At 65.0% G+C, this 21,135-nt stretch carries 15 protein-coding genes and 1 tRNA gene; 14 read left to right on the plus strand and 2 right to left on the minus strand.

Features of this window, described 5'->3' with window-relative positions; translation table 11 throughout:
- The first annotated feature begins 136 nt into the window (after positions 1-136).
- A complete protein-coding gene (locus tag AC0L3S_RS03825) occupies positions 137-670 on the plus strand; it encodes a DUF805 domain-containing protein (RefSeq protein WP_473278121.1) in 534 nt (177 codons plus the stop codon).
- Here the strand turns inward: AC0L3S_RS03825 and AC0L3S_RS03830 are convergent.
- Positions 667-1,701, minus strand: a complete 1,035-nt coding sequence (locus AC0L3S_RS03830; RefSeq protein WP_473278122.1) for a cysteine synthase A — start codon at positions 1,699-1,701, stop codon at positions 667-669. The genes AC0L3S_RS03825 and AC0L3S_RS03830 overlap by 4 nt on opposite strands.
- 730 nt (positions 1,702-2,431) lie before the next feature.
- Between AC0L3S_RS03830 and AC0L3S_RS03835 the strand changes: the two genes are divergently transcribed.
- The 7 genes from AC0L3S_RS03835 (at position 2,432) to AC0L3S_RS03865 (ending at position 12,932) form a co-directional block, all read left to right on the plus strand.
- Entirely contained in the window at positions 2,432-3,883 is a 1,452-nt protein-coding gene (locus AC0L3S_RS03835; RefSeq protein ID WP_473278137.1) for an efflux transporter outer membrane subunit, read from the plus strand.
- Entirely contained in the window at positions 3,873-5,282 is a 1,410-nt protein-coding gene (locus AC0L3S_RS03840; RefSeq protein ID WP_473278123.1) for an efflux RND transporter periplasmic adaptor subunit, read from the plus strand. The genes AC0L3S_RS03835 and AC0L3S_RS03840 overlap by 11 nt, the downstream gene beginning before the upstream one ends.
- Before the next feature lie 36 nt (positions 5,283-5,318).
- Positions 5,319-8,468, plus strand: coding sequence for an efflux RND transporter permease subunit (locus AC0L3S_RS03845; protein ID WP_473278124.1), 3,150 nt, complete (start codon positions 5,319-5,321; stop codon positions 8,466-8,468).
- The gene (locus AC0L3S_RS03850; protein ID WP_473278125.1) at positions 8,468-11,572 is read left to right on the plus strand and encodes an efflux RND transporter permease subunit; all 3,105 of its coding nucleotides are present in this window, start codon (positions 8,468-8,470) and stop codon (positions 11,570-11,572) included. Before AC0L3S_RS03845 ends, AC0L3S_RS03850 begins: the two co-directional genes overlap by 1 nt.
- A 41-nt stretch (positions 11,573-11,613) precedes the next feature.
- Positions 11,614-12,348: a tRNA-uridine aminocarboxypropyltransferase gene (locus AC0L3S_RS03855; RefSeq protein WP_473261392.1), complete on the plus strand. Its 735-nt coding sequence runs from the start codon at positions 11,614-11,616 to the stop codon at positions 12,346-12,348.
- Positions 12,349-12,523: 175 nt separating this feature from the next.
- A tRNA-Cys gene (locus AC0L3S_RS03860) sits at positions 12,524-12,597 on the plus strand.
- A 188-nt stretch (positions 12,598-12,785) separates the two neighbouring features.
- Complete coding sequence (locus AC0L3S_RS03865) at positions 12,786-12,932, plus strand: hypothetical protein (protein WP_473261343.1); 147 nt, start codon at positions 12,786-12,788, stop codon at positions 12,930-12,932.
- Between the two features lie 87 nt (positions 12,933-13,019).
- Here the strand turns inward: AC0L3S_RS03865 and AC0L3S_RS03870 are convergent, their stop codons facing one another.
- The gene (locus tag AC0L3S_RS03870) at positions 13,020-13,232 is read right to left on the minus strand and encodes a hypothetical protein (protein WP_473261341.1); all 213 of its coding nucleotides are present in this window, start codon (positions 13,230-13,232) and stop codon (positions 13,020-13,022) included.
- Positions 13,233-13,489: 257 nt separating this feature from the next.
- On the opposite strand from AC0L3S_RS03870, the gene AC0L3S_RS03875 reads away from it, so the two are divergent.
- From AC0L3S_RS03875 to AC0L3S_RS03900, 6 genes are all read left to right on the plus strand, one after another.
- Positions 13,490-13,753, plus strand: coding sequence for a hypothetical protein (locus tag AC0L3S_RS03875; RefSeq protein ID WP_473261339.1), 264 nt, complete (start codon positions 13,490-13,492; stop codon positions 13,751-13,753).
- Between the two features lie 430 nt (positions 13,754-14,183).
- Positions 14,184-15,101, plus strand: coding sequence for an ABC transporter substrate-binding protein (locus tag AC0L3S_RS03880; RefSeq protein WP_473261336.1), 918 nt, complete (start codon positions 14,184-14,186; stop codon positions 15,099-15,101).
- Entirely contained in the window at positions 15,101-16,723 is a 1,623-nt protein-coding gene (locus AC0L3S_RS03885; protein WP_473278126.1) for an amino acid ABC transporter permease/ATP-binding protein, read from the plus strand. Before AC0L3S_RS03880 ends, AC0L3S_RS03885 begins: the two co-directional genes overlap by 1 nt.
- A gap of 49 nt (positions 16,724-16,772) precedes the next feature.
- Positions 16,773-18,014, plus strand: a complete 1,242-nt coding sequence (locus tag AC0L3S_RS03890) for an acetamidase/formamidase family protein (protein WP_473278127.1) — start codon at positions 16,773-16,775, stop codon at positions 18,012-18,014.
- 133 nt (positions 18,015-18,147) lie between these two features.
- A complete protein-coding gene (locus AC0L3S_RS03895) occupies positions 18,148-20,481 on the plus strand; it encodes an acetamidase/formamidase family protein (protein ID WP_473278128.1) in 2,334 nt (777 codons plus the stop codon).
- A 26-nt stretch (positions 20,482-20,507) separates the two neighbouring features.
- The gene (locus AC0L3S_RS03900; RefSeq protein ID WP_473278129.1) at positions 20,508-20,891 is read left to right on the plus strand and encodes a RidA family protein; all 384 of its coding nucleotides are present in this window, start codon (positions 20,508-20,510) and stop codon (positions 20,889-20,891) included.
- The last annotated feature ends 244 nt before the right edge of the window (positions 20,892-21,135 follow it).

The following is a 21,135-nucleotide window of genomic DNA, read 5'->3' on the forward strand; positions in this document are numbered from 1 at the left end:
CTCGGCCTGCCAGACGAACGCCCCAAATTGCGAAGGTCAAGTTAGTCCTCCGGAAACCATGCGCCGGTGCGCGACCGGGCCGGTTCATGGCTCCGAAAGCTATTTCTTGGCATATGGCGCCAAAAAGGGTGCGCCAATGCTTGGTTTCGTCTTCGGCTTGAACGCCCGGCTCGGGCGATTGCATTTCTTCCTCGCCACGGTCGCGCTTGCCATCGTGATGACGGCAATCTGCTTTGCGATCGCAACGGCGGTGCTGCGCAACACCTCGCCCGGCGCGATCCGGCCTGAAGATCTCACCAGGAGCTGGGCGATGATCGCCGCGATCATCTTCTTCGGGGTTGCCACCTTCACGCTGCAATCGATGCGCATCCGCGACATCGGTTGGGATCCGGTCTGCGTGGTGCCTGCCTGGTTCGCGCTCGTGATCGTCGACCATGTCGTCGCGGGCCGGTTTCCGGCCTGGGCGATCGGGCAGGAGCACCAGGCGACGGCGGTCGGCGCGCTGGTCAACCTCGGGCTGATGCTCGCGCTCATGTTCTGGCCGAGCGGCGACAGCGAAGGCTCCTACGGCGCTCCCCTCCCGCCGCGCACGCGCGCGATCAAACCTTCGCTATCGAACGAGCGCCTCGGGCGGGTGTCGCAGGGATCGTCGCGACCGACCTGGGGCTAGACGAACGGCAGCTTGATGTTGCTGCGCTTCTCCAGCCATTCCGGCACGGGAAGGCTCTTGGCGCGCATGAAGTCCGCATTGAACAGCTTCGACTGGTAACGGCTGCCGGAATCGCAGAGCATGGTGACGATCGTCTTGCCGGGCCCGAGCTGTTTTGCGAGACGCATCGCGCCGGCGACGTTGACGCCGGTCGAGCCGCCGAGGCACAGGCCTTCGTGCTGGAGGAGTTCGTAGATCACCGTCACCGCTTCGGCATCGGGGATGAGATAGGCGTCGTCGACCTTTGCGCTCTCCACGATTGCGGTCGCCCGGTTGAGGCCGATGCCCTCGGTGATCGAGCCGCCCGGCGTCGCCTTGGCGTCGCCCGTTCTGAAATATTCATACATGCCGGCACCGTGCGGGTCGGCGCAGGCGATCCTGACGTCCTTGCTCTTCACTTTCAGGAAGCGGCTGGTGCCGGCCAGCGTGCCGCCGCTGCCGACGGAGCAGACGAAACCGTCGATCTTGCCGCCGGTCTGCTCCCAGATCTCGGGACCTGTGGACTCGTAATGCGCCTTCGCATTGTCGAGGTTGTTCCACTGGTCGGCGAACAGCACGCCGTTGGGCTCCGTCTTGCGCAGCTCGTCGGCAAGGCGGCGCCCGACATGCTGGTAGTTGTTCGGATTGGAATAGGGCAGTGCCGGTGATTCCAGCAGCTCGGCGCCGCACAGCTTCAGAAAATCCTTCTTCTCCTGGCTCTGCGTCTCCGGGATCACGATCAGCGTGCGGTAACCGCGCGCGCTGGCCACGACCGCGAGGCCGATGCCGGTATTGCCGGCGGTCGATTCCACCACAAGACCGCCGGGCTTGAGCTCGCCGCGCTTCTCGGCCTCCAGGATCATCCATTTGCCGGCGCGATCCTTCACCGACTGGCCGGGATTCATGAATTCGGCCTTGCCCAGGATGGTGCAGCCGGTCAGTTCGGAGGCGCGCTTGAGCTTGATCAGCGGGGTGTTGCCGATGGCTTCGACAACGTCTTTTTTGATGGTCATATCAGGGGAAATCACTGGCAAAGGGGTTGATCAGGTTGGCCAGAACCTAGTGCTTGGGCGGTCAAAGGGGAAGGCTTTTGCGCTGCGGCGAAAATGCCCGCAAGCAGTGAAAATTGGAAGGAGAGATCGCCGCTGCTGCTGCTGTGCTACGTCGCGGGATATCGGTAGGAGGATGTGGCCGGCCTCCGCCAAAACATGGAAGGTAAGCGTCGTCGAGAGGCGTCGCCGTCGAAGAGTGCCGATGGTACGCGAGAGGCGGTCAACAATATCGGCGCGATGAACGCCTATTCGTTTCGGATACTGGACAACCTCGCGAGAGTGGCCGGGCCCGGTTTCGAGACCGGACTGAAGCCGCGTCGCGAGCGGTGCAGGCGGATTGAAGGGGATTGGCGTCGGTGTGGCGGCAATATCACATGAAACCTTGGTAAGCTCGAGCGCACTCAGGAACGGCCCTGAAATTCAAGAACCGCCTGCAGGACAGCATCCTTTTGTATTTTCTTCGTTCTAAAATAGTCGTGCTTTGGCGGGCATCTCGCAAGTGCGGGACTGTCCCGCAGTTGCGCGCCCGGCTAGTATGGGCGACAGGTTCCGCAGAAAGCATCACCTCCGTGAACGAGTTGTCCAAAGCCCCCCGACTGTGCCGCCGCGAATCGGTTACTCCGGCTGCGCCGTGGCGGCTCGATCTGCCCGGCGGGGGGTCTGTGTGACACAGGATGTTCCTGCGATCGCCGTGCGGCGGTCTCCAGGCGCCGCGTCCCGGACGCGACGTGCGGCGCGCTGGCTTGCGGTCGCTTGCCTCGCGGCCGGTTCGGGCGCTTGCGTATTGACGCAGGATCTTCCGGATCCCGCGCTCGACGTTCCCACGCAATACAAATACGCCGGGAAGGGCGATGCGCCGCCCTCGCTGGATTGGTGGCGCAGCTTCCGCTCCGCAGAGCTGACGCAGCTGATGGAAGAGGCGCAGACCGTCAATCTCGACATTGCCGCCGCCGTTTCGCGCATCGTCCAAGCCGACGCCCAGGCCCGGCAGGCGGGTGCGGCGCTGCTGCCGAGCCTTTCCGGCACCGGGCAGGAGGCCTATTCGCGCACCTCCGGCTCCTCCGCCTCGGGGCTCACCAATGGCGGCCGTGAGGTCGTCAACTACCAGGCTTCGCTAAGCGCGAGCTACCAGCTCGATTTCTGGGGTCAGAACCGGGACGCACTCCAGACCGCGGAAGAAACGGCGCATGCCAACCGTTTCGATCGCGACGTCGTTGCGCTGACGACGCTTGCGGGTGTGGCTAACGCCTATTTCCAGGTGCTGGCCTCGCAGGATCGCATCAGGACCTCACAGCGCAACATCGCGAGCGCGCAGCGCATCCTTGATGCCGTCAGGGAACGGCGCAAAGCCGGCACCGGTACCGACCTCGACGTCGCCCAGCAGGAGAGCGTGCTCGCAAACCAGAAGGCACTGGTGCCGCCGCTGCGCCAGACGCTCGACCAGAACGTCAATGCGCTTGCGGTTTTGGTGTCGCGGCCGCCGGAGAGCGTGCGCGTGCTCGGCGGCTCGCTGAACCGGATCGCGATTCCCCGCGTGACGCCGGGACTGCCGTCGGAGCTCCTGACGCAGCGGCCCGACATCCGCAGGCAGGAGGCCCAGCTCGCCTCCGCGACAGCGAACGTCGGCAATGCCCGCGCGCAGTTCTTTCCGACCATCCAGCTCACCGGCAATGGCGGCTATCAGAGCTCGGCCCTGGTCTCGCTGTTCCAGCCGCATGCGGCGTTCTTCCAGCTCGTCGGCAGCGCGACGCAGCCGATCTTCGACGGTGGCAAGATCCTCGGCAATTTCGAATTTGCCAAGGCGCGGCAGGACGAATTGCTGCAGACTTACCGCAAGACCATCATCCAGTCCTTTGCCGATGTCGACAACGCGCTGTTCTCGATCAAGCAGACCACGATCAGGCTGCAATTGCAGCGTGACGTCCTCAACGCCTCCCGCCGCGCCTTCGATCTCTCCGAGCAGCAGTTGCGCGCGGGCACCGCCGACATCGTCACCGTGCTCAATACGCAACTAACCCTGTTCCAGGCGGAAGACGCGCTGTCGCAGGCGCAACTTGCCCGCCTTCTTGCTATCGTCAGCCTGTATCAGGCGCTCGGCGGCGGCTGGGAGCCGAGGATGGAGAAACCGGTCAATGCTCTTTAAGCCGGATATCAAGCAAGGCGCGGATGAGGGGACGGCGAAGACGTCGCGCGGGCGCGGCTTCCTCATGACCCTGATCACGCTCGCGATCCTCGGCGGGCTCGGCTATTACGGCTGGACCACCTGGCACCAGCAGCCGCAGCAGGCGAACGGCCGCAATCAACGGCCGGATCTGCCGGTGCCGGTGCTGGCGGCGACGCCCCGCGTCCAGGACGTTCCCGTCTATCTCGACGGCGTCGGTGCGATCCGCGCGCTCAATACCGTGACCGTCCGCTCGCAGGTCGACGGCAAGCTGATCGCGGTCAATTTCACCGAGGGACAGGACGTCAAGAAGGGCGACGTGGTCGGCGAGATCGACCCCGCGCTGTACCAGGCGACGTACGATCAGGCCGTCGCCAAAAAGGCGCAGGACCAGGCCCAGCTCGCCAACCAGCGCATCGACCTCACGCGCTACGAGCAGCTCGCGGCGTCCAACGCCGGATCCAAGCAGCAGGCCGACACCCAGCGCGCGCTGGTCGCGCAGACCGAGGCGCTGGTCAAGGCCGACCAGGCGGCGATCGACAATGCGGCGGCGACGCTGAGCTACACCAAGATCGTGGCGCCGATCTCGGGCCGCGCCGGCCTGCGCCAGGTCGACCAGGGCAACATCATCCATGCCTCCGACACCACTGGCCTCGTGGTGATCACGCAATTGCAGCCGATCGCGGTGTGGTTCAGCCTGCCGCAGCAGCAGATCATGCGGGTCAACGCCGCGGCGTCGAAGGGCCCACTCGCGGTCGATGTGTTCGGCAATGACGGCCTCACCGTGATCGACACCGGCAAGCTCACCGGCATCGACAACCAAGTCGACCAGACCACCGGCACGCTCAGGCTCAAGGCCGAATTCCCCAACGCCAACTACCAGCTCTGGCCCGGCCAGTTCGTCAATGTCCGCCTCAAGGTCGAGACCTTGACGCAGGCGCTGGTGGTGCCGACGTCGGCGGTGCAGCGCGGCCCGATCGGCACCTTCAGCTATGTCATCGGCGAGGATAACGTGGTCGCGGCCAAGCCCGTGACGGTGACGCAGCAGAACGAGCATGACGCCGTGATCGCCAGCGGCCTGTCGGCGACCGACAAGGTCGTCACGACGGGGTTTGCCAATTTATCCGACGGCTCCAAGGTCGTCATCGGCCGCGACGACCAGACCCCGTCGGCCGATCTCGCGCCGCGCAAGCGCTCGCGCGGGCCGGATGGTCAGAAGAAGGATGGCGCAAAAGACGGCCAGAAGGACGGACAAGATAAGGACGGCGAGTTCCGCGCCAAACGCAAGAGCAGCGAAGGCGACCAGAAGGGCCAGACCGGACCGGCACCAGGGCCTCCGTCAAGTCCGGGCGCATCGGGAAGTGGAGCCAGGCAGCCATGATCCCGACAACAGCCGCCTGAGCGGCAGGCGCATCCCATGGGCGTCTCCGAACCCTTCATCCGACGGCCGATCGCGACCTCGTTGCTCGGCATCGCGCTTCTGATCGGCGGGCTGCTGGGCTATTTCGCGCTGCCGGTCTCGGCACTGCCGCAGGTCGATTTCCCGACCGTGCAGGTGACGACGCAATTGCCCGGCGCGAGCCCCGACGTGATCGCTTCACTGATCACCGCGCCGCTGGAGCGGCAACTCGGCCAGATCCCGTCGCTGTCGGCGATGAACTCGACCAGCTCGTTCGGCGTCAGCCAGATCTCGCTCCAGTTCGATCTCAATCGCGACATCGACGGCGCCACCCAGGATGTCCAGGCCGCGATCAATGCGGCGGCCGGCGTGCTGCCGAAGACGCTGCCTTATCCGCCGACCTACGCCAAGGTGAACCCGGCCGATGCGCCGGTGATGACTTTGGCGCTACGCTCCGACACGATTTCGTTGCGGGCGATGAGCGACATCGCCGACACGCTTCTCGCGCAGCGGCTGAGCCAGATTTCCGGCGTCGGTCGCGTCTCGGTGCTCGGCGGGTTGAAGCCGGCCGTCCGCATTCAGGCGGATCTGGCGCGGTTAGCAGCCTATGGCATCGCGATGGAGGATCTGCGCACTGCGATTGCCAATGCCAACGTCTCGGGGCCGAAAGGCTCGCTCGACGGCGCGCAGCAATCCTACATCATCGCCGCCAACGACCAGATCGCCGCCGCCGACGCCTACAAGCCTGTTATCATCGCCTACCGCAACGGCTCTCCCGTCACCATCGCCGACGTCGCGCAGATTGTCGACGGCCTCGAGAACGATCGCACCGGCGGCTGGTACCAGGGCTCGCCGGCCGTCATCATCGACATCCAGCGTCAGCCCGGCGCCAATGTGATCGACGTCGTCAGCCAGATCCGCGCGGAAATCCCGAAGGTCCAGCGCGCCATACCGGCCGGGGTGAACCTCACCATCGTCTCCGACCGCACCGTCACCATCCGTGCCTCGGTGCGCGACGTGCAGTTCACGCTGATTCTGAGCGTCGTGCTGGTGACGCTGGTGGTGCTGCTGTTCCTGCGTTCGCTCCGCGCCACGCTGATCGCCGGGGTGGCGCTACCGCTGTCGCTGATCACCAGCTTCGGCATCATGTATTTCGCCGGATTCAGCCTCGACAATCTATCGCTGATGGCGCTCACCATCGGCACCGGCTTCGTCGTCGACGACGCCATCGTGATGATCGAGAACATCGTCCGCCACATGGAAAACGGCGACAGCGCGATGGAGGCGTCGCTCAAGGGCGCCAGCGAGATCGGCTTCACCGTGATCTCCCTGACGGTCTCGCTGATTGCGGTGTTCATCCCGTTGTTGTTCATGTCGGGCCTCGTCGGCCGCATGTTCCGCGAATTCGCGCTGACGCTGACGATCGCGGTCGTGACCTCGGCCGTGGTGTCGCTGACGCTGACGCCGATGATGTGCTCGCGCCTGCTCAAGCATGCCCATGAAGAGCTGGCCGTGCCGGGTCTTGCCGCGGTCAGCCGCTTCATCGACCGCACCGTCGGGTTCTATCACCGCACGCTGCTCTGGGTGCTGGAGCGCCAGCGCGCGACGCTGGTCGTGACCTTCGTCACGCTGATCGCGACCCTGGCGCTCTATGTCGTCGCGCCGAAGGGCTTCCTGCCGCTGCAGGACACCGCCTCGATCACGGCGGTGACCGAAGCCGGTCCGGACGTGTCGTTCGCGGAGATGCAGAAGCGGCAGGCCGCCGCGGCCGACGCCATCAAGGCCGACCCTGACGTGACCGGCGTGGTCTCGGTGATCGGGGCAGGGTCGGTCAATCCGACCACCAATGTCGGCAGGCTTGTCATGACGCTGAAACCTCGCGGCGAGCGGCGCGACGATGTCAGCGTCGTCATCACCCGGCTGAAGGAGAGGGTGTCGGCCATCCCCGGCATGACCGTCTACTTCCAGCCGGTGCAGGACGTGCAGATCTCGACCCAGTCGAGCCGCTCGCAATACCAGTACACTCTGACCGGCACCGACGCGGCCCTGGTGTCGGAATGGGCGCGCAAGCTGGTTGCGGAGATGCGGCGCGATCCGCTGTTCCGCGACGTCTCCTCGGAGGCGCAGGAAGGCGGTCTGCGGGCGCAGCTCACGGTCGACCGCACCCGCGCCGGCCAGCTCGGCGTCAGCCTCCAGGGCATTACCGACACGCTCAACGACGCGTTTGCGCAGCGCCAGATATCGACGATCTACGGCCAGGCCAACCAGTACCGCGTGGTGCTGGAAGCGCTGCCGATGTACCAGCGCGATCCCTCGATCCTGTCGAAGCTTTATCTGCCGGGCGCGGCGAGCGCGACCGCAGGTGCGCCCAACGCACAGGTGCCGCTTTCCGCCGTGGCGACGCTGACCCGCACCACCGCGCCGCTCGCGATTTCGCACCAGGCGCAATTCCCGTCGATCTCGCTCAGCTTCAACCTCGCGCCGGGCGCGGCGCTTGGCGATGCCGTCGAGGCCGTGAAGACCATCGAGACCCGGATCGAGATGCCCAACAGCATCGTCGGCGTCTATGCCGGCGATGCTGCCGAATTCGCCAAGGCACTCGCCGGCCAGCCCTGGCTGCTGCTCGCCGCGGTGATCACGATCTATATCGTGCTCGGCGTGCTCTACGAGAGCTACATCCACCCGATCACGATCCTCTCGACCCTGCCGTCGGCAGGCGTAGGCGCGATTCTGGCGCTGATCCTGTGCGGGCAGGACCTCTCGGTGATCGGGCTGATCGGCATCATCCTGTTGATGGGCATCGTCAAGAAGAACGCGATCATGATGATCGACTTCGCGCTCGAGGCCGAGCGCGGGCAGGGGATGTCGCCCAACGAAGCCATCGTGCAGGCTTGTCTGCTGCGCTTCCGTCCGATCATGATGACGACGCTGGCCGCCCTGTTCGGCGCGCTGCCGCTGGCGATCGAGAGCGGCACCGGCGCCGAGCTGCGCTTTCCGCTCGGCATCTCCATCATCGGCGGCCTGCTGCTCAGCCAACTGCTCACGCTCTACACCACGCCGGTGATCTACCTGGCGCTCGACCGCATCAACCGCCGCCTCGAGCAGGCGCTGCCGCCGGCCGAACCCGGCGGGCCGCCGGTCGCGGGCGCGACCGAGGGGATGCAGTGATGGCATCGGTCTCGGAGCCCTTCATCCGCCGCCCGGTCGCGACCACGCTGCTGTCGATCGGGTTGTTCCTGCTGGGCATCGTGGCCTACGAGTTCCTCCCCGTCGCCTCGGTCCCGAACGTCGATTTCCCCGCCATCTTCGTTTCTGCCAGTCGTCCCGGCGCCGACCCGTCCGTGATGGCCGCGACGGTCGCCTCGCCATTGGAACGTCGGCTCGGCGAGATTGCGGGCATCAACCAGATCACCTCGACCTCTTCGCTCGGCACGACCAACATCCAGCTCCAGTTCGACATCGGCCGCAACATCGACAAGGCCGCGCGCGACGTGCAGGCGGCGATCAACGCGTCCCTGGTCGACCTGCCCAGCGATTTGCCGACGCTGCCGCGCTTCCGCAAGGCCAATACCGCGGGCGCGCCCGTCTTCGTTCTGGCGCTGACCTCGAAGACGCTGTCGGCCAGCGCGATCTACGACGTCGCCGATACCGTGCTGGCGCAGCGCATCTCGCAGGTCCCCGGCGTCGGCAACGTGGCGATCAGCGGCGCCGACCAGCCTGCGGTGCGCATTCAGCTCAATCCGGTGGCGCTGTCGAATGCCGGCATTGCCACCGATGACGTCAGGACTGCGATCATCAACGCCAACCCGCTTGGCCCCGTCGGCATTTTCAATGGCGAGCGCCAGAGCGAAACGCTGTCGCTCAACAGGCAGATGCGGACGGCGAAAGAGTTCCGAGACATCGTCATCAAGAGCTCGAACGGCAATTTCGTCCGGCTGGCCGATGTCGCCGACATTGAGGACTCCGTCCGTAACGCCCGTTCCATCGCCTGGTTCAACAAGCAGCCGGCGGTGCTGATCCAGATCACCAAGCAGGGCGACGCCAATGTCATCGATACAGTCGACCGGGTGAAGGCGCTGATCCCCGCGCTGAAGCAATGGATTCCGGCCGGCGTGGATGTGTCCACCCTGGTCGACCGGACCAGCACGATCCGCGCCAGCGTACTGGACATGCAATGGACATTGCTGGCGACCGCCATCCTCGTGATGGTCGTCGTGTTCGTGTTCCTAAGGCGGATCACGCCGACGATCGCGGCCGGAATCTCGGTGCCGCTGGCGCTGGCCGGGACCTGCGCCGGCATGTGGGTCGCGGGCTTCTCGATCGACAATCTGTCGCTGATGGCGCTGGCGATCTCCGTCGGCTTCGTGGTCGACGACGCCATCGTCATGATCGAGAACATGTACCGCAATCTCGAGCACGGCATGCGGCCGCTCCAGGCGGCATTGGACGGCGCCCGGCAGATCGGCTTCACAGTGGTATCGATCAGCCTGTCGCTGATCGCGGCCTTCACGCCGCTGATCTTCATGGACGGCATCGTCGGCCGGCTGCTGCGCGAGTTCTCGCTGACGCTGACCTTCGCGATCCTGGTCTCGACCCTGGTGTCGCTCACGGTCACGCCGATGATCTGCGCCCATTATATTCGGCAGACCACGTCCGGCACGGCGACCCTGTTCGACCGGATCATTGAGGGCTCGCTGTCGCGCATCGTCGCGTTCTACACGCGCACCTTGCGCACCGTGCTGGAATATCCGCTGCTGACGCTGCTGGTGTTCTTCGCCACCATTGCGTTGACGGTGACGCTCTATATCAAGGTGCCCAAGGGCTATTTCCCGACCGACGATTCCGGCTTCGTCATCGGGGCGACGCGCGCCTCGGCCGACATCTCGTTCCAGTCCATGCTCAGCCTGCAGCAGCGGCTCGCCGACATCGTGATGCAGGATCCGGCCGTGGCTGGCATCGGCTCCACCGTCGGCAGCGGCGGCGGGCCGGGTGGCGCGACCTCCAATCGCGGCACCATGTTCATCAGCCTGAAGCCGCCGGAGGAGCGCGATCACGTCTCGACCCAGGTGGTGATCGACCGTCTCAGGCGGGCCCTGTTCCCGGTTCCCGGCATCCGGCTCTTCATGTTCGCCGCCCAGGACGTGCGCGCCGGCGGACGGCAGAGCGATTCCGACTACCAGTACACACTGACCAGCACCGACCTTGGCCTGTTGCAGAAGTGGGCCCCGATCGTTGCCAAGCGCATGGAAAGTGTCGAGGGCATCACCGACGTGTCCAGCGACCGCGATCCCGGCGGGCTTCAACTGACCTTGTCGATCGACCGCCAGAAGGCCTCGGCGCTCGGCGTCCGCGTCCAGGACATCGACAACGCGTTGAACAACGCGTTCTCGCAGCGGCAGATCTCGATCATCTACACCCAGCGCAACCAGTACATGACCGTGCTGGAGATCGATCCGAAATTCCAGGTCGACCCCTCCAACCTCGATCGCATCTATGTCGCCGCAGCGGGCGACGCGCAGGTGCCGCTGTCGGCCGTGGTACATGCGACGCGCGGGCTCGCCGCGCTCGCGGTCTATCATTCGCAGTCGTTCCCATCGACCACGGTGTCGTTCAACCTGTTGCCGGACGTCCAGATCCAGGCGGCAACGCAGAACATCCAGCGCGCGGTCGAGGAACTGCACATGCCGGAGGGCATCCGCGGCAGTTTTGATGGCAATGCCGGCGATTTCGCCAGGACCAGCGGCCGCCAGCCGCTCCTGATCCTCGGCGCGCTGGTGGCGATGTATATCGTGCTCGGCGTGCTCTATGAGAGTCTTGCTCATCCGCTCACGATCATCTCGACGCTTCCCTCGGCCGGACTCGGCGCATTGCTGGCCCTGCAGATCACCAACACGCCGCTGACGGTGATCGCCTTCGTCGGGATCATTCTCTTGATCGGCATCGTCAAGAAGAACGGCATCATGATGGTGGATTTCGCGCTCGATGCCGAGCGCCAGCGCGGCCTGTCTTCGGCCGAGGCGATCTTCGAGGCCTGCCAGGCGCGCTTCCGGCCGATCCTGATGACGACCATGGCGGCATTGTTCGCCGGCATTCCGCTGGTGATCGCGACCGGGCCCGGCACGGAGCTGCGCCGTCCGCTCGGCATCACCATCATCGGCGGGCTGTTCGTCTCGCAGATCCTGACGCTCTACACCACGCCCGTGATCTACCTGCTGATCGACCGCCTGCGTCGCCGCTCTGAGCCGCGCCCGCTGGCTGCACCGGCGGAATAGGCGGGTTGTTGAACCGCCGTGCAGAGCGTATAGCGGCGACCATGTCGAACCCCACCGCCGCCGCGCCGGCCGATCCGATCCCCGAATGCCCGCACTGTCAGAAGCCGATGCCGCTGTGCATCTGCGACAGCGTCACGCCCATCAAGAACCGGCTCTCGCTCCTGATCCTTCAGCATCCGCAGGAGCAGGACAGGGCGCTCGGCACCGCCCGGCTGCTTGCGAAGCATTTCGCCGGTGCCACGCTGCGGGTCGGCTTGTCCTGGCCGAGCCTGTCCAAGGCGCTGGGGCAACCGATTGAGAACGCCTCGCACTGGGCCGTGCTCTATCTCGGCTCGGCGCATGCCACCGATCTCGAGGCCGAGGGCGAAATCCTGGCGCTCAACCGCAAGGGCGATGTCGCGGACAACCAGCGCGCGCGCCTCGGCAAGCTCGAAGGTGTGGTGCTGCTCGACGGCACATGGAGTCAGGCCAAGGCCCTGTGGTGGCGTAACCCCTGGATGCTGAAATGCCAGCGTGTCATCCTCAACCCGGCCGCGCCATCGCGCTACGGGCGGCTGCGCAAGGAGCCTCGGAAGGACGGACTGTCGACCATCGAGGCCGCAGCGACGATCCTCTCCACTCTGGAGAAGCGCCCGGACATCGCCGAGACGCTGAATGCCAGTTTCGAACGGATGTTAACCCGCTACCGCGAGGTCCAGACCGAGATGCCCGAACTGGCGCCAAAGCCGCCGGTGAAGGACCGCCGGCGCGGTGTCCGACGGGGCAAGCGGGCCTGACTCCGACCCCGATCATCCGTACGGGCGATTGTCCCGCGAGAGGCGGGCGGAGACAGCGATCCCGTACATCGCGACCGATGAGATTCTCCTCCGATATCTCGGCGGCGGGAAGGCGTAGCTGCCCGGTCGGGGTTGCCTAAACCCGTGATCCCCTATATTGCTCCGCCCTCGTTGGGGCCACGTGGCGGAGTGGTTACGCGCCGGTCTGCAAAACCGTTTACTCGGGTTCGAGTCCCGACGTGGCCTCCATCACAAGCTCCTGATATCTCAGCAATATTCGATCGCATCGCGGCTGCCATCGGCCCGCGCGGGCGATACGCGCTGTCCGTGCACACCGGGTTTGCCCGGGGCCCGGCGGAAACCCGCCATTCAGCCCGCTGGCATAGTCTTCGCATCTGCGAAGTGATGCATCCCAACGATCGAGCGCTGGAGAGCACGTGAGCGAAATCGTCCGATTTGTCCCGAAATCCGAGCTGGAGCGGGCCCGCCTCATTCGCGAGGCCCGCGCGATCTATGACAGCATCTTTCCGCCGGCCGCACCCGGCCAGGCGCCACAGGACGGCGGTGAGCGCGTCAAGACCTGATCGCGGGGCACGCCGAATCTCGCGGCGTGGGGCCCATAGCAAAACGCCCGCGGAACGCGGGCGCATCGGCTCACGGTGAGATTGGCTTCAGCAGGCCGCGTACCAGCCGTCCGGGAACGGCAGCAGGGGCCACGCGCCCTCGTTATCATTGGCGGCCTTGGGCTTCGCGGAGGCGTTGGGCTTCGCGTAATAGGTCCACGAGCGCGGCACGAAATCCTCCCCCGGCACGAACGCCAGATCTTCATGGACCATGGCGTCCTGGACGGCATCCAGCAGCAAGTTGAATTCGGCTTCGCTCATCACACCCTCCGGACCGCGGATGGCGCAATGTCGCAAAGCCGGTTTGTTTCCCGGTTGAGCCGATCGTTCGCATTTTAACGATCCGCCAATCGGGTCCCGATTGGTTAGCGAGTCCTGAAAATCCCCTTGGGGATATTAGGTTCCTGCCGGGTGCCTGCAGTGTGAAGGAGGTCACATCTTCCGCTGTTTAATTCTCCTACCCCGTTGCTTACCGGCCAATACGGGCCGGGCGGGCAGGGCAGAACGGGAGACTGGTCATGAAGGCGAGGTTCTTGCGGTTTGCGGGTGTGAAAAGCCGGGCGCGTCGCGCCTCGACGGTCGGGCTGTTCCTGACGCTGTTTGCCTCCGCCGCCCATGCGCAGCAGGGCACGCCCGAGCAGCGCCGGGCCTGCACCGCCGACGTCTACCGGCTCTGTGCCGGCGAAATCCCCAACGTTCGCGCGATCACAGCCTGCCTGCGCCGTAACAGGCCAAGCTTGAGTGAGGCTTGCCGCACCGTGTTCGATCAGGCCGGCGGCTGACATACCGGCCCTGTGGGTTTGTGCGCAGCAAGTGGCTCACGCGGGCTCGCGAATCCGGCATAGTCGGCCTGTGGATATAGCTGTGGGTATGCTGCGGACAGGCTGTGGACGGCAGTGATGTGCTTCGGATGTCGGCCGCAGATCTGTCCTTCGATCGTCATATCTCTGTCAAACGACCACACCGAATGATTCCCTGATCGTGCAGATCGCGGCGTCACGCAAGATCATATGGTTTCCCCGAATTCGGAATTGCGCGCTGCGGCGTCCGCATTCACGAATAGTTTTTGGGCAGCCGCCTGCCCAAATGGCGGGCTCCTTCCATCCAATTTTTTGTACGCCCGCGGACAAGCTTTCCGGTTCGCTCTCCTCCTAGGCTCGCTTCCGAGATCTGGAACATGGCCATTGCCATGACAATTCGAAGGAGCTGGAGATGGAGAGACCGGTATTGCCCCAGGCGCGGGGGAACGCGCGTGCATCGCTGTCTTGGCGCAAGGCCGCGCTCGGCGCCGCGGTCAGTTTCGGCACGCTGGCAGCCGCGCCCCTGAGCGCGCAGGCTGCGGCGCCTGCGGCCTGCGCCGCGCTCCAGGACAAATATCCGGACTGGAAGGGCAAGACCCTCGTCAACGCCATCAACCCGCACACGCCGGGCTATGAGACCATCGATCCGAAGGATCCGAGCAAATATATCGGCTTCGACATCGATCTCGGCGAAGCCATCGGCGAATGCCTCGGCTTCAAGCTAACCTACAAGCCGGTGACGTTCGCGGCGCTCCTGACCACGCTCGCCGCGGGACAAGCCGACATCGTGATTTCCGACATCTACGCCACCAAGGAGCGCGCCAAAGCCGCCGACTTCATCACCTATTCGAAAGTGTTCGACGGCGTGCTGGTGGCCAAAGGCAACCCCAAGGGCATCAACGGCATCAACATGTCGATGTGCGGCGCCGCTGCCGCCGAGAACACCGGCTATGTCGAGGTGCCCCTGATTCAGGCCCTGATGCCGGAGTGCAAGAAGGCCGGCAAGCCCGAGCCGACCGTCCAGCTCTACGACAACAACGCCAACTGCATCCAGGCGATCCTCGCCGGCCGCGCCGACACCTATGTCAACGACGTCAACACCGTCGACAGCGCGGTCAAGGCCTATCCGGACAAGCTGGAGAAGGCGACCGCGGTGACGATCCCGTATTCGGTCGGCATCGCCGTCCCGAAGGACAAGCCGAAATTCCGCGACGCCGTGCTCGCAGCCCTGATCGAGGTGCAGAAGGCCGGCACGCATATGGAGCTTCTGAAGAAGCATGGGCTCGACGTGAACAACTTCAAGGAGCCTGACATTCTGACGGCCGACTGATGTCGCTGTTCCTCCATTACCTGAGCATGCCGTATCTGCTCGAGGGCATCGAGCTCACCCTCGAGGTGACTGCCCTCGGGCTCGGCGGCGGATTGATCCTTGGATTGATCCTCGCCGGCATGCAGCTCTCCCGCTTCTGGCTGCTGGCGGCGATCGCCAGGGCCTACACCGTGATCTTCCGCGGCACGCCGCTGATCCTGCAAATGGTGTTCGCCTACGACGCGCTGCCGCATATCGGTATCAAGCTGCCGGCGGTGCTGGCCGCCGGGCTTGCGCTGGCCTGCAACGAGGCGCCGTTCATCGCCGAGATGCTGCGCGCCGGTGTGCTCGGCGTCGATCGCGGGCAGGTGACCGCCGGCCAGGCGCTCGGCATGACGCCGCGGATCCTGATGTGGCGGGTGATCGCGCCGCAGGCGATCAGGACCATGATCCCGGCCTTCGGCAACGAGGCCGTGAGTGCGCTGAAGAATTCGTCGCTCGCCTCCGTGGTCGCGGTCCAGGAGCTGACCTTGCGCTCGACCCAGCTTGCGTCCTCGACCTTCGACTTCTTCTCGATCTTCTTCGCCTCGGGCTTGCTGTATCTGGTGCTGACCTTTGCCATCAGCATCATCCAGCTTTTCGTCGAATGGCTGCTCGATCTCGACCGCGCCAAAGGTCGCCAGCGCAAGCTCGCCGATTATCTGCCTTGGCGCCGCGTCGATCTCGCCACCAAGCTCGAACTTGCCGCAGCGCCCGTCGACGTCCAAGTGCCTGCACAGGCTGAGCTCACCCACACGCCGCCGCTGGCCTTGACCCGCGAGGAACGCACCCGGCGTGCGGCAACGATCTCGCGCAACAACATCGCGGTCGAGACCAAGGACCTCACCAAGAGCTACGGCGCGCAAAAGGTGCTTGGCGGCCTCGATTTTACGGTGCGCGTCGGCGAGGTCGTCGCACTGCTCGGGCCAAGCGGCTCCGGCAAGAGCACGCTGCTCCGCTGCATCAATCATCTCGAAAGCTGGGACGGAGGCACCGTGCGCGTCGGCGGCCGGCGCCTCGGTTTTGACGACGACGGCAAGCTGCTGCCGCCACGCGCGATCGCCAATGAGCGGGCAAGCGTGGGCGTCGGCATGGTGTTCCAGCAATTCAATCTGTTCGCCCATCTCTCGGCGAAGGAAAACATCGCGGGGCCCTTGCGCTGGGTGCACGGCATGACCCGCATCGACGCCGATCGCCGCGCCGCCGAGCTGCTCGAACGGGTCGGGCTGTTGCATCGCGCCGATGCGTTGCCGCGGCATCTCTCCGGTGGCCAGCAGCAGCGCGTCGCCATCGCGCGGGCCCTTGCACCGAACCCCAGCGTGCTGCTCCTGGACGAGCCGACCTCGGCGCTCGATCCCGAGCTCGTCAGCGAGGTCCTGGAGGTGATCCGGCGGCTCGCCATCGATGATGGCCTCACCATGATCATCTCGACGCACCAGATCCGCTTCGCGGACGAGGTCGCCGACCGTGTCGCTTTCCTGAGCGGCGGCACGATCATCGAGGAGGGGCCCGCGCATGAGGTTCTCTCCAGCCCCCGCAATCCGCTGACTGCGCGTTTCCTCAGCGTGATGGGAACCGACAAGACTCCGGAGGCGGTGCGATGAGAGCCGCACCCGCAACGTTCAAGACCGCGTTTCCAGAAGAGGCCACCTCATGAAGCATTTCACGCTGCCGGTTTCGCCGAAAACCGTCCACTGGGGCTATTTCTCCAAGAAGGTCGCGCCGGCCCTGACGCTGCGCTCGGGCGATCGCGCCACCATCGAGACGCTGACCCACCACGCCAACGACGATTACGAGCGCATGATCCAGGGCGATCCCGGCGCCGAGAGCGTGTTCCAGTGGACGCGCGAGCACAAGGCAGTCGCGCGGCGCGGCTCCGGTTCTGTCGAGGGCCCCTTCATTCGCGGCGCAGGCGAGGGGATCGGCGTGCATCTCCTCACTGGTCCAGTGGCGATCGAAGGCGCCGAACCCGGCGACATCCTCGAAGTGCGCATCCTCGATATCAGGCCGCGGCCGAGCTGCAGCGCCTGTCATGCCGGGCGCTGCTTCGGCTCCAACGTCGCCGCCAACTGGGGCTTTCACTATCACGATCTGATCGAGGAGCCGAAGCCGCGCGAGGTCGTCACCATCTTCGAGCTCGACACGTCAGGCGAGCCCTGCGCGAAGGCGGTCTACAACTACGTCTGGACGCCGCAGACCGATCCTGACGGCATCGTGCATCCTACCATCGATTATCCCGGCGTGCGCGTCGATCACGCCACCATCAAGAAGCGCGAGAACATCCTCGCCAGCGTCAAGGTGCCGGCACGGCTGCATTTCGGCACCATGGGGCTCGCACCGTCGGAGGCCGATTTCGTCAGCTCGATCCCGCCGAGCTATACCGGCGGCAACATCGACGACTGGCGCATCGGCAAGGGCGCGCGGATGTTCTATCCGGTCGCGGTCCCCGGCGCCTTTTTCTCGGTCGGCGATCCCCACGCAGCGCAAGGCGACAGCGAGCTTGGCGGCACCGCGATCGAAACCTCGCTGACCGGCGATTTCGAGTTCGTCCTGCACAAGAAGGCCGATCTCGCCGGCACCAGCCTCGAAGGTCTCGACCATCCAATGCTGGAGACCGATCAGGCCTGGTCGTTCTACGGCTTCACCTATCCGAACTACCTAGCCGCGCTCGGCGCCGACGCACAAACCGAGATTGCCAATCACTCGAGCCTCGACCGTGCGATGCGGGACGCGTTCCGCAAGCTCAGGAGGTTCCTGATGACCGTGCACGGTTTGAGCGAGGACGAGGCGATCTCGCTGCTGTCGGTCGGCGCCGATTTCGGCGTCACCCAGGTGGTCGATGCCAATTGGGGCGTCCACGGCACGATCCGCAAGAACATCTTCCGGTGCGACTGATGCATTGAAGCACATTCCATTTCGGGATGAGGACGTGACCAAAGACCGTCATTTACGGCCCGTCGCTGCGACGGATGACCGCGTGCGTCTGGCACAGAGGTTGCTTCGATCCACTGCAATCTGGGTCGATCCAATGAGCTTCCGTCCCTTCACCAGCGAGTCCTACGCGCAAGACGACCGCCCCGAAGCCTGGCGGGACGTGCTGGCAGCGGTCGGCCTGCAGCCGGCGGCAGGCCATTCCTTCCTGGATGGGCACGCAACGGCGTCACATCGCCACGCCGCAGGCGTTGCGCTGACGCGCATGGCGGCCGGCGCCCAGACCATCGGTCCGCGTTCGCAGGCCAACGAAGACCTGCCGATAGCGCTGATGCCGGTCGAAGACGGCATGGTGCTCAAGAGCGCCGGCGGCCATCGCATCGTTCCGGTGGGCCATCTCGTGCTGCTGCCGCGGAGCGGGGACTGGAGCATCGTGTTCCAGCGCGACATGCGCGCCATCGTGCTGTCGATGACGTCGGAGGCGCTGCACGGCCGCCTCTCGGGCAGGCCGCGGCTGGGCGAACCCAGGGTCGTTCCGCCCAGCGGCTTTGCCGACGTCTTCGCGCGCTTGATGGACGCGACCGCGCGCACGCTCGACACGCTGAGCGATGCCGAATGGAATGCGGTCACGCAGTCGCTCGTCGATCTTCTGCTGACGCTCGCCCATCAATTGGCGGCTTCGACATCGGACGCCGGATCGAGCGCGACGCAGTCGGCACTCCTGCACCGGATCTGCCAGACCATCGAACGCCGCCTCGACGATCCCGAACTGGTGCCGGCGCGCGTCGCGCAGGCCGAAGGAATCTCCGAGCGCTATCTGCAAAAGCTGTTCGAGACGGTCGGCGACAACTTTACTCACTACGTGCGCGAGCGGCGGCTGCAGCGCGCCTGGGCCGATCTGTCCAATCCGTCCGAGGCGCATCGTTCGATCTCGGAGATCGCCTACGCCTATGGTTTTGGTGATTCCGCGCATTTCAGCCGCGCCTTCCGCCATCGCTTCGGGCTGCCGCCGCGCGAGTTTCGCCAGCAGGAAGCGGAGCGGGCGACGATGCAGCACGGGATAATTGGTCAGCGCGGCTGGCCGCAGGATGCGCTGGCGCAGCTTCGCGTGCACCAGGCGAGCGCCGAGGCGCGCGGCAATCTCGCCCGCACCGACATCGATGAGCCGAGAACGGCCGAACGCAAGCATCATCATCTTCCGATCGAAGCCAACCGTGTTCATTGGGGATATTTCAGTCGAGCGTTACAGCCGCAGATGGAGATCAATTCGGGCGATACCATCACGATCGAAACGCTGACACAGCACGCCTCCGACGATCCAGAGCTGATGATCGCGGGCGATGCGGCCGCCGAAAGCGTATTCGGCTGGACCAAGGCGAGGAAGAACGTTGATCGCCGTGGCGCAGGCCCGATGGATGCCAGCATATTCGGGCGCGGCGCCGGCGAAGGCTTTGGCGTGCACATCTGCACGGGGCCCGTGTCGGTGAAGGACGCGCAGCCCGGCGACGTGCTGGAAGTGCGGATCCTCGACATCGTACCGCGCGCAAGTCGTCATCGGGAACATTCAGGGCGCGTGTTCGGCTCCTCGGTTGCTGCCTGGTGGGGCTATCATTACGACGAATTTCTTTCGGGGCCGAAGCCGCGCGAGGTCGTAACGATCTACGAAATCTTCGACGACACCGACGCGCCGCATGCCCGCGCGCTGTATTCCTACCGTTGGGAGCCGCAGACCGACCCGTTTGGCGTGGTGCACGCCACTTATGACTATCCCGGCGTTCCGGTCTTGCCCGGCACGGTGAAGCGCCGCCACGCCGTGCTCGACGGCGTCCGCATTCCCTTGCGCCCGCATTTCGGCGTGATCGCGGTGGCGCCGCGCGAGGTCGATTTCATCGACTCCGTGCCGCCGTCCTATTTCGGCGGCAATCTCGACAATTGGCGCTTGGGGAAGGGGGCGACCGTCTATCTTCCGGTCTCCGTTCCCGGCGCATTGCTGTCGGTCGGCGATCCCCATGCCACGCAAGGTGACGGCGAATTGAGCGGCACCGCGATCGAATGCTCGATGACCGGAACGTTCGAGGTGATCCTGCACAAGAAGGCCGACCTTGCCGGTCAACCCTTCGCCGATCTGTCTTATCCCCTGATCGAGACCGAGTCCGACTGGGTCCTGACCGGATTCAGCCATCCCAACTACCTCGCCGAGTTCGGCGCTCAGGGCCAGAGCGAGGTCTACGCAAAGTCCTCGCTCGATCTCGCCATGAAAGACGCGTTTCGCAAGATGCGACGCTTCCTAATGAACGTGAAGGGGCTGAGCGAGGACGAGGCGATCGCGCTGATGTCGGCCGCCGTCGATTTCGGCGTCACGCAGGTGGTCGACGGCAATTGGGGCGTGCACGCGATCATCAGCAAGCGCCTGTTTCAAACCTTCCCTTAAGAGACGCGCCGGTACAAGGAACCCCAGTGAAATTCCACATGATCAGCGGCGGACCGAAGCCGGTCGCGCCCTTCAGCCACGCGGTGGAGACCGACGGTTTTGTCTTCGTCACCGGCCAGATGCCGGACACGCCGCAAACACCGGGCGTGTTGCCCGACGGCATCGTCGCGCAGACGAGGGCGGTGATGGAGAATTTGAAGGTGGTCCTGGCGGGCGTCGAACTCGGTCTCGAACACGTCGTGATGACACGCATCTATCTCACGCGTTTCAAGGAAGACTACACCGAGATGAACGAGACTTATCGCGGGTTCTTTCCGCCGGACCGCCTGCCGGCCCGCACCTGCGTCGGTGTCACCGGACTGGCTTACGACGCACTGATCGAGATCGATCTGGTGTGCCGGAGGCCGTGAGTTCGGCTTTTCGTAGCCTGGATGAGCGAAGCGATATCCGGAATCGCCGCTCGCACGAATCCCGGATGTCGCTTCGCTCATCGGGGCTACAATCCCTCGCGTTCCCCGTCGGGCAAAACATCCAAACGGCAGGTCAATCCGCTCGGGCAAAAATATTCGCCTTTACAGAAATTCGGCTTTAGCGTATTCATCCCGCCACCTCATCCCGGTCAGAGGGGCGTATCGCGATCGTCACGAACGTGGG

This window comes from Bradyrhizobium sp. Ken01 (assembly GCF_055807355.1).